This is a genomic window from Burkholderia sp. MSHR3999 (genome assembly GCF_000833595.1).
Lineage (GTDB): Bacteria > Pseudomonadota > Gammaproteobacteria > Burkholderiales > Burkholderiaceae > Burkholderia > Burkholderia ubonensis.
Genome location: NZ_JRFO01000001.1, coordinates 16,830 through 31,697, shown reverse-complemented (window position 1 = coordinate 31,697; position 14,868 = coordinate 16,830). Strand labels below are relative to the sequence as shown.

Genomic DNA, 14,868 nt, shown 5'->3' with positions numbered 1-14,868 from the left:
GTATGACCCCTTAATTCCCGACCGTCACAGTGATGTGACAGGATTGCTTCTCAATGCGGTTGCCGCGACCCTTTGCGCGCGCGGTGAACCGCTTGAGCGACGCAGCCTTGTCGACGTAGATGCTCTTGATCTTGAGCTCGTCGATATCGGCGCCTTCGTTGTGCTCCGCATTCGCGATCGCCGACAGCACGACCTTCTTCACGATGCCAGCCGCCTTCTTCGGCGAGAACGTCAGAACGTTCAGCGCCTTGTCGACCGGCAAACCGCGGATCTGGTCAGCCACAAGGCGCGTCTTCTGCGCCGAGATGCGGGCACCGCGATGAATTGCTTTCACTTCCATCTTGATTGCCCCTTATTTCTTGGCCTTCTTGTCGGCCGCGTGACCCTTGAACGTACGGGTCAGTGCGAACTCGCCAAGCTTGTGGCCGACCATGTTTTCCGAGATGTACACCGGAACGTGTTGACGGCCGTTGTGAACGGCGATCGTCAGACCGATGAAATCCGGGAGGATCGTCGAGCGACGCGACCAGGTCTTGATCGGCTTCTTGTCGCGCGAAGCTGCAGCCGCCTCAACTTTCTTCAGCAAATGGGCGTCGCAGAACGGACCTTTTTTAACAGAACGTGCCATTGCCTACTCCTTAACGCTTGTGACGGCGCTGGACGATCATCGTCGTCGTGCGCTTGTTGCGACGCGTACGGAAGCCCTTCGTCGGCGTGCCCCACGGGCTCACCGGGTCGCGGCCCGCAGCGGTACGGCCTTCACCACCACCGTGCGGGTGGTCGATCGGGTTCATTGCCACGCCACGCACCGTCGGGCGGATACCGCGCCAGCGGTTTGCACCTGCCTTGCCGATCTGGCGCAGGCTGTGCTCTTCGTTGCCGACTTCACCGATCGTTGCACGGCACTCGATGTGCACGCGGCGGATTTCGCCCGAACGCAGACGAACCTGCGCGTACACGCCTTCACGTGCGAGCAGCATTGCCGACGTACCAGCCGAACGCGCCATTTGCGCGCCCTTGCCCGGCAGCATTTCGATGCAGTGGATCGTCGTACCGACCGGAATGTTACGGATCGGCAGCGTGTTGCCTGCGCGGATCGGCGCTTCCGAGCCCGACATCAGCTGCTGGCCAACCGTCACGCCCTTCGGCGCGATGATGTAGCGGCGCTCGCCGTCTGCGTACAGCACCAGCGCGATGTTCGCGCTGCGGTTCGGGTCGTACTCGAGACGCTCGACCTTCGCCGGGATGCCGTCCTTCGTGCGACGGAAATCGATCACGCGGTAGTGCTGCTTGTGACCACCACCCTGGTGACGCGTCGTGATGCGACCATTGTTGTTGCGACCGGCCTTCGAGCTCTGCGTGTCGAGCAGCGCAGCGTGCGGCTTGCCCTTGTGCAGATCCTTGTTGACGATCTTGACCATCGCGCGGCGGCCCGGCGATGTCGGTTTGACTTTGACGATTGCCATGGTTAGTTGGCCTCCGCTTCAAAGTTGATTTCCTGGCCGGGCTTCAGGCACACGTATGCCTTCTTCACGTCCTTGCGGCGGCCCATCGAACGGCCGAAGCGCTTTTGCTTGCCCTTCTGAACCAGCACGTTGACGGAATCAACTTCAACCTTGAACAGCAGCTCGACAGCCGCCTTCACTTCCTGCTTCGTGGCATCCGGTGCGACTTCGAACACGACTTGCTCGTTCTTGTCGGCAACCAGCGTCGCCTTTTCGGAAATCACCGGTGCGAGCAGGACCTGCATCAAACGATGATCGTTCTTGCGAATCTCGCTCATGACAGCAACTCCTCGATCTGGGCGACCGCAGCCTTCGTGACCAGCACTTTCTTGAAGTAGATCAGCGACAGCGGGTCAGCGTAGCGCGGCTCGACAACTGCCACGTGCGGCAGGTTGCGCGAAGCCAGGTACAGGTTTTCGTCGACCGTGTCGGTGATGATCAACACGGATTCGAGGCCCATGGCCTTGAACTTTTCGGCCAGCAGCTTGGTCTTCGGCGCTTCGAGAACGATGTCCTCGACGACCGACAGACGGCCTTCGCGGGCCAGCTGCGAGAAGATCGAGCAGAGGCCTGCGCGATGCATCTTCTTGTTGACCTTGTGCGAGAAGTTTTCTTCCGGCGAGTTCGGGAAGATACGACCACCGCCACGCCACAGCGGGCTCGACGACATACCGGCACGAGCACGGCCCGTACCCTTCTGGCGCCACGGCTTCTTGGTCGTGTGCTTGACCTGCTCACGGTCCTTCTGCGCGCGGTTACCCTGGCGAGCGTTCGCCTGGTAAGCGACGACAACTTGGTGGATCAGCGCTTCGTTGTAGTCACGGCCGAACACGACGTCCGACGCGTTAACCACCGCACCTTCCTGACCATTTGCGTTCAGGAGCTTGAGTTCCATTATTTCGCCCCCTTGGTCTTCACGGCCGGCGTCACGAAAACCTTGCCGCCCTTCGCACCCGGAATCGCGCCCTTGACCAGCAGCAGCTTGCGCTCTGCGTCGATACGAGCGATTTCGAGGTTCTGCACCGTCACCGTCACGTCACCCATGTGACCCGTCATGCGCTTGCCCGGGAACACGCGACCCGGATCCTGCGCCATACCGATCGAGCCCGGCACGTTGTGCGAGCGCGAGTTACCGTGGGATGCACGACCCGAACCGAAGTTGTAACGCTTGATGGTACCGGCGTAGCCCTTACCGATCGACACGCCTTGCACGTCGACCTTCTGGCCCACTTCGAACAGGTCCGGACCGACGATGGCGCCGTTCGACAGCTCGGCTGCCTTGGCCGCATCGATGCGGAATTCCTTGAGGATTTCACCGGCTTCGACACCGGCTTTGGCGAGATGACCTGCCAGCGGCTTCGTCACGCGCGATGCACGACGGGAGCCGAATGCAACCTGCACGGCCGTGTAGCCGTCGGTTTCAACAGTCTTGATCTGCGTCACGCGGTTGTCCGACACGTCCAGCACGGTGACGGGAATCGAATCCCCTTCAGCCGTGAAGATACGGGTCATACCAACCTTGCGACCTACGAGTCCAAGGCTCATCGTTTTCTCCATTCCCGACTGCGATTGGTCGGGGCTGATTTACAAAATGCCGGGCACGCAAGGCCCGACTTTTTTACGCGAATACGCGAAAAGCCTAGCATTATAGCCGGGCCATTCGTTTTCTGCAAGCAATCAAAGACTTAGCGCCGCCCGGCTGACCGGGCGGCGCTGAAAGCCTTACTGCAGCTTGATTTCCACGTCGACGCCTGCCGGCAGATCGAGCTTCATCAGCGCGTCGACCGTCTTGTCGGTCGGATCGACGATGTCCATCAGGCGCTGGTGGGTACGGATTTCGAGCTGGTCGCGCGACGTCTTGTTGACGTGCGGCGAACGCAGGATGTCAAAACGCTGGATGCGCGTCGGCAGCGGCACCGGGCCACGGACGATTGCGCCAGTCCGCTTCGCCGTGTCGACGATTTCGGCAGCCGATTGATCGATCAGACGATAGTCGAAAGCCTTCAGACGAATGCGGATTTTCTGTTGCTGCATGACGATTCCTTGAAAAGAGCGAGGCGATATTGCATCGCCGGACACCAAAAGAACGCGAAACCCGAAGCCTGCGGGGAGCGAGGCGCCGGATCCCGAACGGTACTTCCACTGCTAAGCCCGCGATTCTACACGAAAAAATAAAGCGGTGGTGCGGGTTTGTCGTCGCCCGCAACGGGGCGCCGGAAACACAAAACCGGGTGCCGGCACAAGCCGGGCACCCGGTTTCGACGGTACAGCCGCGTACCGTGGAATCGCAGGCCCCGCCGGGGCCCGCGGATCGCCGATATTACTCGATGATCTTGGCGACGACGCCCGCGCCGACGGTACGGCCGCCTTCGCGGATTGCGAAGCGCAGACCTTCTTCCATCGCGATCGGCGCAATCAGCTTCACCGTGATCGACACGTTGTCGCCCGGCATCACCATTTCCTTGTCCTTCGGCAGCTCGATCGAGCCCGTCACGTCCGTCGTACGGAAGTAGAACTGCGGACGGTAGTTGTTGAAGAACGGCGTGTGACGGCCACCTTCGTCCTTGCTCAGCACGTACACTTCAGCCGTGAAGTGCGTGTGCGGCGTGATCGAACCCGGCTTCGCCAGAACCTGGCCGCGCTCCACGTCTTCACGCTTCGTGCCGCGCAGCAGGATACCGACGTTGTCGCCTGCCTGACCCTGGTCCAGCAGCTTGCGGAACATTTCAACGCCCGTGCAGGTCGTCTTCACCGTCGGCTTGATACCGACGATTTCGATTTCCTCGCCGACCTTGATGATGCCGCGCTCGACACGACCCGTCACCACCGTACCGCGGCCCGAGATCGAGAACACGTCTTCCACCGGCATCAGGAACGCGCCGTCAACTGCACGCTCCGGCGTCGGGATGTACGTGTCCAGCGCGTCGGCCAGGTTCATGATCGCCACTTCACCCAGCTCGCCCGTGTCGCCTTCCAGCGCCAGCTTCGCCGAACCCTTCACGATCGGCGTGTCGTCGCCCGGGAAGTCGTACTTCGACAGCAGTTCGCGAACTTCCATCTCGACCAGCTCGAGCAGTTCAGCGTCGTCCACCATGTCGCACTTGTTCAGGAACACGATGATGTACGGAACGCCAACCTGACGCGCCAGCAGGATGTGCTCACGCGTTTGCGGCATCGGGCCGTCTGCTGCCGAGCAAACCAGGATTGCGCCGTCCATCTGCGCCGCGCCCGTGATCATGTTCTTCACGTAGTCAGCGTGGCCCGGGCAGTCGACGTGTGCGTAGTGGCGGTTCGCCGTTTCGTACTCGACGTGCGCGGTGTTGATCGTGATACCACGTGCCTTTTCTTCCGGCGCCGCGTCGATCTGGTCGTATGCCTTCGCTTCGCCGCCGAACTTCTTCGTCAGCACGGTCGTGATCGCCGCCGTCAGCGTCGTCTTGCCGTGGTCAACGTGACCAATCGTACCAACGTTCACGTGCGGCTTGGTCCGCTCAAACTTCTCTTTTGCCATGATTCTCTTCTTTCAAAAAATAATCGGTTGGTAGATGCAGCTTACTTCGACTTCGCGCTGATGATCGCGTCGGCAACGTTCTTCGGAGCTTCGGCGTAGTGCTTGAACTCCATCGTGTACGTTGCACGGCCTTGCGTCAGCGAGCGCAGCGACGTCGAGTAGCCGAACATTTCCGACAGCGGCACTTCCGCACGGACGATCTTGCCGCCGCCGACCATGTCTTCCATGCCCTGGACGATACCGCGACGGCCCGACAGGTCGCCCATCACGTTGCCCATGTAGTCTTCCGGCGTCTCGACTTCAACAGCCATCATCGGCTCGAGCACGACCGGGTTCGCCTTGCGCATCGCTTCCTTGAACGCCATCGAACCGGCCATGCGGAACGCGTTTTCGTTCGAGTCGACGTCGTGGTACGAACCGAACGTCAGGTGGACCTTCACGTCGACGACCGGGAAGCCTGCCAGCACGCCCGACTTCAGCGTGTCCTGGATACCCTTGTCGACCGCCGGGATGTATTCGCGCGGAATCACACCACCCTTGATCTCGTCGAAGAACTCGTAGCCCTTGCCCTGCTCGTTCGGCTCGAGCGTGATGACCGCGTGACCGTACTGGCCGCGACCACCCGACTGCTTGACGAACTTGCCGTCGACGTCCTTCGCCGTCGAGCGGATCGTTTCGCGGTACGCAACCTGCGGCTTGCCGACGGTCGCTTCCACGCCGAATTCACGCTTCATCCGGTCGACCAGAATTTCGAGGTGGAGCTCGCCCATGCCCGAAATGATGGTCTGGCCCGACTCTTCGTCGGTCTGGACGCGGAACGACGGATCTTCCTGCGCCAGACGGTTCAGCGCAAGGCCCATCTTTTCCTGGTCAGCCTTGGTCTTCGGCTCGACCGCCTGCGAAATCACCGGCTCCGGGAACACCATGCGCTCGAGCACGATCGGGTGTGCCGGATCGCACAGCGTGTCGCCCGTGGTCGCTTCCTTCAGGCCGACCGCAGCCGCGATGTCGCCTGCGCGGACTTCCTTGATTTCTTCACGCTGGTTCGCGTGCATCTGCAGAATACGGCCGAGGCGTTCCTTCTTGCCCTTGGTCGAGTTCAGCAGCGTGTCGCCCGAGTTGACGACGCCCGAATACACGCGGAAGAAGATCAGCTGGCCGACGAACGGGTCGGTCATGATCTTGAACGCGAGCGACGAGAACTTCTCTTCGTCGGACGCCTTGCGCTCGGCTTCTTCACCGCTCTCCAGCTCGCCCTTGACCGGCGGGATGTCGACCGGCGACGGCAGGAAGTCGATCACGGCGTCGAGCATGCGCTGCACGCCCTTGTTCTTGAACGCGGTACCGCACAGCATCGGCTGGATTTCGCATGCGATCGTACGGTCGCGCAGCGCCTTGACGATGTCGGCTTCCGGCAGATCGCCTTCTTCCAGGTACTTGTTCATCAGGTCTTCGCTGGCTTCCGCAGCCGCTTCGACCATCTTTTCACGCCATTCGTTGCAGGTGTCGGCGAGCTCGGCCGGGATGTCGACGTAGTCGAACTTCGTGCCTTGCGACGCCTCGTCCCAAATGATCGCCTTCATCTTCAGCAGATCGACGACGCCCTTGAAGTTCTCTTCCGCGCCGATCGGCACCACGACCGGAACCGGGTTCGCCTTCAGGCGCAGACGGAGCTGGTCGTAGACCTTGAAGAAGTTCGCGCCGGTACGGTCCATCTTGTTGACGAACGCGAGACGCGGCACCTTGTACTTGTTCGCCTGGCGCCACACCGTTTCCGACTGCGGCTGCACGCCGCCCACTGCGCAGTACACCATGCACGCGCCGTCGAGCACGCGCATCGAACGCTCGACTTCGATCGTGAAGTCGACGTGACCCGGGGTGTCGATGATGTTGATGCGGTGTTCCGGATAGTTGCCGCCCATGCCCTTCCAGAAGGCCGTGGTAGCAGCGGACGTGATCGTGATGCCACGCTCCTGCTCCTGCTCCATCCAGTCCATCGTTGCTGCACCGTCGTGAACTTCACCAATCTTGTGGTTCACGCCGGTGTAAAACAGAATGCGCTCGGTCGTCGTCGTCTTGCCGGCGTCGATGTGAGCGCTAATACCGATGTTGCGGTAGCGCTCGATGGGAGTCTTGCGAGCCACTTTGATCCTCTACTGGGTTGGCGTGATGCGACCCTGTCGCATCACGCCTCAACACAAACGGGCGAGGCGCTTGAAAAGCGCACCCGCCCGGAATTTTTTCCGCTAAAAGCCCAGCCTGGCGCTTAGAAACGGAAATGCGAGAATGCGCGGTTGGCTTCCGCCATGCGGTGAACCTCATCGCGCTTCTTCATCGCGCCGCCACGGCCTTCGGCCGCTTCGGACAGTTCGCCAGCAAGGCGCAGAGCCATCGACTTCTCGCTGCGCTTCTTCGCAGCCTCACGCAACCAGCGCATCGCCAATGCCATACGACGCGACGGGCGCACTTCGACCGGAACCTGATAGTTGGCACCACCAACGCGACGGCTCTTCACTTCGACCACCGGCTTCACGTTGTTGAGCGCAACCGTGAACACTTCCAGCGGGTCCTTGCCACCCTTGGTCTGGATTTGTTCGAATGCGCCATAAACGATGCGTTCAGCGACCGACTTCTTGCCGGACAGCATCAGCATGTTCATGAACTTGGCTACATCTACGTTGCCGTACTTCGGATCCGGCAACACTTCCCGCTTGGGGACTTCGCGACGACGCGGCATGTTTCTTCCTTTACCTGTTCAGTTGGAGCTGTTTCTCAGCCCCGCGGCCACCAACTAACCCGATCACATCTTCAAGACTAACCAGCTTGGCCGGGTGACCACTTACTCGACAGCACCGGCAATCCGGCACCACCGCCTTGACCGCCCAGAGGCGATCCCTAATCGAACACTGCTTACTTCGCAGCCTTCGCACGCTTCGCGCCGTACTTCGAGCGCGCCTGCTTACGGTCCTTGACGCCCTGGGTATCCAGCGAGCCGCGAACCATGTGGTAACGCACACCCGGCAAGTCCTTCACACGGCCGCCGCGGATCAGCACAACCGAGTGTTCCTGCAGGTTGTGGCCTTCACCGCCGATGTACGAAATCACTTCGAAGCCGTTCGTCAGACGAACCTTGGCGACCTTACGGAGTGCCGAGTTCGGCTTCTTCGGCGTCGTCGTGTACACACGGGTGCACACGCCGCGACGCTGGGGGCAGTCCTGCAGGGCCGGGCTCTTGCTCTTCGTCGTTTCCGACTGACGGCCTTTGCGAACCAGTTGGTTGATGGTTGGCATTGTTTATTCCTGAAATTGAACAAAATCCGCACATCGATTTCGGGCAAAGCGAGAATCGAGGTGCGATTGACCTCCGGATCCGGAAAACGGGCACGAACTTTCGCACGCGACCTGTCCCACCAAGAACCGGAACCTAGCATCATATTCCGGAAATACCAAGCAAGTCAACGGCTTGCGTGATTTTCCGGCCGCGCGGCCGGGGGCGGGAAACGATCCCGTCAGGCGGATTCGACGACGTCGATGATCTCGGCGCCGAAACGCTCGAGCTTGCGGATACCCATGCCCGGAATATGACGCAGATCGTCGATCGTCTCCGGCGCGTTGCGCGCGATCTCGGCCAGGGTCGCATCGTGGAAGATCACATAAGCCGGCACGCCGTCGGCCTTGGCCGTCTCGGCGCGCCACGCGCGCAGCGCGTCCCAGCGCGCGCGTTCGCGCGTGCTCATGCCGGTCGTCGGATCGACGCGCGTACCGCTGCGGCTCGACGACTGGCGCGTGCGCTGCGGCTTCACGTAGCGCCGCAGCGTGACCTTTTCCTCGCCCTTGAGCACCGGCTTCGCGGCTTCGGTCAGCACCAGCGCGCCGAAGCCGCCGTGGTCGACGGCCAGGTAGCCGTACGCGACGAGTTGCCGGAAGATCGCCCGCCATTCCGGCTCGGACAGCGACGCGCCGATCCCGAACGTGCTGAGCGTGTCGTGGCCGCGCTGCAGGATCTTCTCGTTGCGGCTGCCGCGCAGGATCTCGATCAGGTGGCTCGCGCCGAAGTTGAAGCCGCTCGCGCGCTGCGCGCGAAACACGCACGACAGCGCCATCTGCGCCTCGCGCGTCGCGTCCCACGAATCGGGCGGCTCGATGCACGTATCGCAGTTGCCGCACGGCTGGCTGGCTTCGCCGAAATAGTTCAGCAGGCGCACGCGGCGGCACGAGATCGTCTCGCACAGGCCGAGCAGCGCGTCGAGCTTCGACGTCTGCACGCGCTTGTGCGCGTCGTCCGCATCGGACTCCTCGATCATCTTGCGCTGCTGGACGACGTCGCCGAGGCCGTACGCCATCCATGCGTTCGCAGGCAGGCCGTCGCGGCCCGCGCGGCCGGTTTCCTGGTAATAGCCCTCGACGCTCTTCGGCAGGTCGAGGTGGGCGACGAAGCGCACGTCCGGCTTGTCGATGCCCATCCCGAACGCGATCGTCGCGCACATCACGATGCCCTCTTCGCGCTGGAACATCTCCTGGTGCTTCTGGCGCACCTCGAATTCCATCCCCGCGTGATACGGCAACGCGCGCACGCCCTGCGACTTCAGCCATTCAGCCGTTTCCTCGACCTTGCGCCGCGACAGGCAGTACACGACGCCGGCGTCGGTCGTGCCGTCGGCGTTCGTATGCTCGGCGCGGATGAAGTCGAGCAGCTGCGCGCGCGCGTTGTCCTTCTCGACGATCCGGTAGCGGATGTTAGGGCGGTCGAAGCTCGACACGAACACACGCGCATCGTCGAGCGCGAGGCGATGGACGATCTCGTCGCGCGTGATCGCGTCGGCGGTGGCCGTCAGCGCGATGCGCGGCACCGACGGAAAGCGCTCGTGCAGCACCGACAGCTGGATGTATTCGGGGCGGAAATCGTGCCCCCATTGCGACACGCAGTGCGCTTCGTCGATCGCGAACAGGCCGATCTTCGCGCGGTCGAGCAGGTCGAGGAAGCGCCCGGTCATCAGCCGCTCGGGCGCGACGTACAGCAGGTCGATGTCGCCTTCGCGCAGTGCGCGCTCGGTGGCCGCGGCTTCTGCGCCGGACAGCGTCGAGTTCAGGTAGGCCGCGCGCACGCCGACTTCGGAAAGCGCGGCGACCTGGTCCTGCATCAGCGCGATCAGCGGCGACACCACGATGCCCGCGCCCTGCCCGGCCTCGCGGCGCAGCAGCGCAGGAATCTGATAGCACAGCGACTTGCCGCCGCCCGTCGGCATCAGCACGAGGCAATCGCCGCCGCCGGCGACGTGCTCGACGATCTCGCCCTGCTGGCCGCGAAACGCGGAATAACCAAAGACTTCGTCGAGAATTTCGAGGGCGCGGGACATGAATGAGAACGAGGACGGCAAACGATGACCCGGATTTTAACAACCCGCTCGCGGCTCGCGCGGCGAATCGCGCAACGTTGGCCATCCGGACGGGTTCCGTTCGCGCGCATGACGGGCCTGCGGCAGGCGCGCTCGCAAGCCCGTCATGCGCGTGAACGACGGTGAAAAAAAACCGCCCAGTCGAAACTGGGCGGTTTCAGCGACAGCGTAGCGAGGCGGCTCGCGCCGCCCGCGCTTACTCGGCTGCCGGATGCTGTTGCGGCTCTTCCGCAGCAGGCGTGCTCGGCGTGCCGAAGTCGAACGCCTCTTCCGCTGCGATCTGGTCGAAACGCTCGCGATCCGACGATTCCTTCGCCTTGCGCGCCTTGTGGAACGCGAGACCGGTACCGGCCGGGATCAGACGGCCGACGATCACGTTTTCCTTCAGGCCGCGCAGATCGTCGCGCTTGCCCATGATCGCCGCTTCGGTCAGCACGCGGGTCGTTTCCTGGAACGATGCCGCGGAGATGAACGAGTCGGTCGACAGCGACGCCTTCGTGATACCGAGGAGCACGTTGTCGTACGACGCCGGACGCTTGCCTTCGGCGATCATGCGGTCGTTCTCGTCCAGCATGTCCGAACGCTCGACCTGCTCGCCCGGGATGAAGCGCGTATCACCGTTGTCGGTGATCTGCACACGACGCAGCATCTGGCGAACGATCACCTCGATGTGCTTGTCGTTGATCTTCACGCCCTGCAGACGGTACACGTCCTGCACTTCGTCGACGATGTAGCGCGACAGCGCCTCGATACCCTGCAGACGCAGGATGTCGTGCGGATCGGCCGGGCCGTCCACGATCATTTCGCCCTTGTTGACGACCTGGGCGTCGTGGACCAGCACCTGCTTTTCCTTCGCGATCAGGAACTCGTGCTGGTTGCCCTCGAGATCCGTGATGACGAGACGCTGCTTGCCCTTCGTGTCCTTGCCGAACGACGTCGTGCCGGTGACTTCCGCGAGAATGCCCGCATCCTTCGGCGAACGCGCTTCGAACAGTTCCGCCACCCGCGGCAAACCGCCGGTAATGTCACGCGTCTTCTGCGCTTCGGTCGGGATACGTGCGAGCACTTCACCCACCTGCACCTGCTGGCCGTCCTTCACGGTGATCAGCGCGCCGACCTGGAAGCCGATCTGCACCGCGTGCTCCGTGCCCGGGATCTTCACTTCGTCGCCGTTCGCGTCGAGCAGCTTCACCTGCGGACGCACGCTCTTCGACGCCTGCGAACCGCGACGCTTCACGTCGATCACGACCAGCGTCGACAGGCCGGTCACGTCGTCGATCTGCTTCGCGACCGTCACGCCTTCCTCGACGTTCTCGAACTTCACCGTACCGCCGTACTCGGTGATGATCGGACGCGTCATCGGATCCCACGTCGCCAGCTGCGTGCCGGCCTTGATCGTCGCGCCGTCGAGCTGCAGCAGCGTCGCGCCGTACGGGATCTTGTGACGCTCGCGCTCGCGGCCGATATCGTCGGTGATCAGCGCCTCGCCCGAACGGGAGATGACGATCTGCTCGCCCTTCGCGTTCGTCACGTAACGCATCGTGGCCGTGAAGCGCACGATACCGTTGCTCTTCGCTTCGACCGACGACGCCACTGCCGCACGCGATGCCGCACCACCGATGTGGAACGTACGCATCGTCAGCTGCGTGCCCGGTTCGCCGATCGACTGCGCGGCGATCACGCCGACCGCTTCGCCGACGTTCACGAGCGAGCCGCGGCCGAGGTCGCGGCCGTAGCAGGCCGCGCACAGGCCGTAACGCGTTTCGCAGGTCAGCGGCGTGCGCACGCGCACTTCGTCGATGCCGAGGCGCTCGATGTCTTCGACCGCGGTTTCGTCGAGCAGCGTGCCCGCTTCGTACAGCGTTTCCTGCGTTTCCGGATTGACGACGTCCGCCACCGCGACGCGGCCGAGGATACGGTCGCGCAGCGCTTCGACGACTTCACCGCCTTCGACCAGCGCCTTCATCGCGACGCCGTTCGACGTGCCGCAATCGTCCTCGACCACGACCAGATCCTGCGTCACGTCGACGAGACGACGCGTCAGGTAACCCGAGTTCGCGGTCTTCAGTGCCGTATCAGCCAGACCCTTACGTGCACCGTGGGTCGAGATGAAGTACTGCAACACGTTCAGGCCTTCGCGGAAGTTCGCGGTAATCGGCGTCTCGATAATCGAGCCGTCCGGCTTCGCCATCAGGCCGCGCATACCGGCCAGCTGACGAATCTGCACCGCCGAACCCCGGGCGCCCGAGTCGGCCATCATGTAGATCGAGTTGAACGATTCCTGGCGCGTCTCGTTGCCGTCGCGGTCCGTCACCGGCTCCGTCGACAGCTGCTCCATCATCGCCTTGCCGACCGCTTCCGACGTCGCCGACCAGATGTCGACCACGTTGTTGTAGCGTTCCTGCGCGGTGACGAGACCCGACATGTACTGGCGGTCGTACTCCTTCACCTTCTTCGCGGCGTCGCCGACGATCGTTTCCTTCTGCGGCGGCACGAGCATGTCGTCCACGCAGATCGAGATGCCGGCGCGCGTCGCGAGACGGAAGCCCGACTGCATCAGCTGATCGGCGAACACCACCGTCGCGCGCAGCCCGCACTTGCGGAACGCCGTGTTGATCAGGCGCGAGATTTCCTTCTTCTTCAGCGGCTTGTTCAGCACCGAGAACGGCAGGCCGTGCGGCAGGATCTCCGACAGGATCGCGCGGCCGACGGTCGTCGCGTACAGCGTGATCTTCGGCACGAACGCCGGCGCGCCTTCCGACTTGTCCTCGTTGTGGACCATTTCGGTGATCCGCACGTTGACGCGCGATGCGAGCTCGACTTCCTTGTTCTCGTACGCGCGCAGCACTTCCGACACGCCGGTGAACGACAGGCCCTCGCCCTTCGCATTGATCGCTTCGCGGGTCGCGTAGTACAGACCCAGCACGATATCCTGCGACGGCACGATCGACGGATCGCCGTTGGCCGGGAACAGCACGTTGTTCGACGCGAGCATCAGCGTGCGCGCTTCCATCTGCGCTTCGAGCGACAGCGGCACGTGAACGGCCATCTGGTCACCGTCGAAGTCGGCGTTGAACGCCGCGCAGACGAGCGGGTGCAGCTGGATCGCCTTGCCTTCGATCAGCACCGGCTCGAACGCCTGGATGCCGAGACGGTGCAGCGTCGGCGCACGGTTCAGCATCACCGGGTGCTCGCGGATCACCTCTTCGAGGATGTCCCACACCACCGGCGTCTGGTTCTCGACTTCCTTCTTCGCAGCCTTGATGGTCGTAGCGACGCCCATCACTTCCAGCTTGTTGAAGATGAACGGCTTGAACAGCTCGAGCGCCATCAGCTTCGGCAGGCCGCACTGGTGCAGCTTCAGCGTCGGGCCGACCACGATGACCGAACGGCCCGAGTAGTCGACGCGCTTGCCCAGCAGGTTCTGACGGAAGCGACCGCCCTTGCCCTTGATCATGTCGGCGAGCGACTTCAGCGGACGCTTGTTCGCGCCCGTCATCGCCTTGCCGCGGCGGCCGTTGTCGAGCAGCGAGTCGACGGCTTCCTGCAGCATCCGCTTTTCGTTGCGGACGATGATTTCCGGCGCCTTCAGCTCGAGCAGACGCTTCAACCGGTTGTTACGGTTGATCACGCGGCGATACAGGTCGTTCAGGTCCGACGTCGCGAAACGGCCGCCGTCCAGCGGCACGAGCGGACGCAGTTCCGGCGGCAGCACCGGCAGCACTTCGAGGATCATCCACTCGGGCTTGATGCCCGAGCGCTGGAATGCCTCGAGGACCTTCAGGCGCTTCGCGTACTTCTTGATCTTCGCTTCCGAGCCGGTGTTCTTCAGCTCGGTGCGCAGCGTCTCGACCTGCTCGTCGATGTTGATCGCGCGCAGCAGCTCACGCACGCCTTCCGCGCCCATCTCGGCACGGAATTCGTCGCCGTATTCCTCGACCTTGTTGTAGTAATCCTCTTCGGTCATGATCTGCCGCGCCTTCAGCGGCGTCATGCCCGGTTCGATCACCACGTACGCTTCGAAGTACAGCACGCGCTCGATGTCGCGCAGCGTCATGTCGAGCACCATGCCCAGACGCGACGGCAGCGACTTCAGGAACCAGATGTGCGCGACCGGCGAGGCCAGTTCGATGTGGCCCATGCGTTCGCGACGCACCTTCGCCAGCGTCACTTCGACGCCGCACTTCTCGCAAATTACGCCGCGGTGCTTCAGGCGCTTGTACTTGCCGCACAGGCACTCGTAGTCCTTGATCGGCCCGAAGATCTTCGCGCAGAACAGACCATCGCGTTCCGGCTTGAACGTACGGTAGTTGATGGTCTCCGGCTTCTTCACTTCGCCGAACGACCACGAGCGGATCTTGTCCGGCGAGGCCAGACCGATCTTGATCGCGTCGAAAACTTCTTCCTGTTGGACTTGCTTGAATAGATCGAGCAGAGCTTTCATTGCTTTCTCTCC

At 62.7% G+C, this 14,868-nt stretch carries 13 protein-coding genes; all 13 read right to left on the bottom strand.

The genetic code is table 11. From position 1 onward, the window contains the following. Positions 1-10: 10 nt before the first annotated feature. Entirely contained in the window at positions 11-340 is a 330-nt protein-coding gene (gene rplV / locus KY49_RS00160; RefSeq protein WP_004199272.1) for a 50S ribosomal protein L22, read from the bottom strand. Between the two features lie 12 nt (positions 341-352). After that, complete coding sequence (gene rpsS / locus KY49_RS00155) at positions 353-628, bottom strand: 30S ribosomal protein S19 (RefSeq protein WP_004199273.1); 276 nt, start codon at positions 626-628, stop codon at positions 353-355. A 10-nt stretch (positions 629-638) separates the two neighbouring features. Further along, entirely contained in the window at positions 639-1,466 is an 828-nt protein-coding gene (gene rplB, locus KY49_RS00150; RefSeq protein WP_009687195.1) for a 50S ribosomal protein L2, read from the bottom strand. A gap of 2 nt (positions 1,467-1,468) precedes the next feature. After that, positions 1,469-1,783 carry a 50S ribosomal protein L23 gene (gene rplW, locus KY49_RS00145; protein ID WP_009687194.1) on the bottom strand — a complete coding sequence of 105 codons (315 nt, stop codon included), beginning with the start codon at positions 1,781-1,783 and terminating at the stop codon, positions 1,469-1,471. Further along, positions 1,780-2,400: a 50S ribosomal protein L4 gene (gene rplD, locus KY49_RS00140; protein WP_042582908.1), complete on the bottom strand. Its 621-nt coding sequence runs from the start codon at positions 2,398-2,400 to the stop codon at positions 1,780-1,782. Before rplD ends, rplW begins: the two co-directional genes overlap by 4 nt. After that, entirely contained in the window at positions 2,400-3,050 is a 651-nt protein-coding gene (gene rplC, locus KY49_RS00135) for a 50S ribosomal protein L3 (protein WP_009687192.1), read from the bottom strand. Before rplC ends, rplD begins: the two co-directional genes overlap by 1 nt. A 177-nt stretch (positions 3,051-3,227) precedes the next feature. Continuing rightward, complete coding sequence (gene rpsJ, locus KY49_RS00130) at positions 3,228-3,539, bottom strand: 30S ribosomal protein S10 (protein WP_004199280.1); 312 nt, start codon at positions 3,537-3,539, stop codon at positions 3,228-3,230. Between the two features lie 286 nt (positions 3,540-3,825). Next, entirely contained in the window at positions 3,826-5,016 is a 1,191-nt protein-coding gene (tuf, locus tag KY49_RS00125; protein ID WP_034209732.1) for an elongation factor Tu, read from the bottom strand. Positions 5,017-5,057: 41 nt separating this feature from the next. Beyond that, the gene (gene fusA, locus KY49_RS00120) at positions 5,058-7,160 is read right to left on the bottom strand and encodes an elongation factor G (RefSeq protein ID WP_042582907.1); all 2,103 of its coding nucleotides are present in this window, start codon (positions 7,158-7,160) and stop codon (positions 5,058-5,060) included. A 122-nt stretch (positions 7,161-7,282) separates the two neighbouring features. Further along, entirely contained in the window at positions 7,283-7,753 is a 471-nt protein-coding gene (gene rpsG, locus KY49_RS00115; RefSeq protein WP_004198359.1) for a 30S ribosomal protein S7, read from the bottom strand. A gap of 173 nt (positions 7,754-7,926) precedes the next feature. Next, positions 7,927-8,307: a 30S ribosomal protein S12 gene (rpsL, locus tag KY49_RS00110; RefSeq protein WP_006400662.1), complete on the bottom strand. Its 381-nt coding sequence runs from the start codon at positions 8,305-8,307 to the stop codon at positions 7,927-7,929. 218 nt (positions 8,308-8,525) lie between these two features. Next, complete coding sequence (gene recQ, locus KY49_RS00105; protein WP_042582906.1) at positions 8,526-10,373, bottom strand: DNA helicase RecQ; 1,848 nt, start codon at positions 10,371-10,373, stop codon at positions 8,526-8,528. Between the two features lie 235 nt (positions 10,374-10,608). Continuing rightward, a complete protein-coding gene (gene rpoC / locus KY49_RS00100; RefSeq protein WP_042582905.1) occupies positions 10,609-14,856 on the bottom strand; it encodes a DNA-directed RNA polymerase subunit beta' in 4,248 nt (1,415 codons plus the stop codon). Positions 14,857-14,868 lie beyond the last annotated feature (12 nt).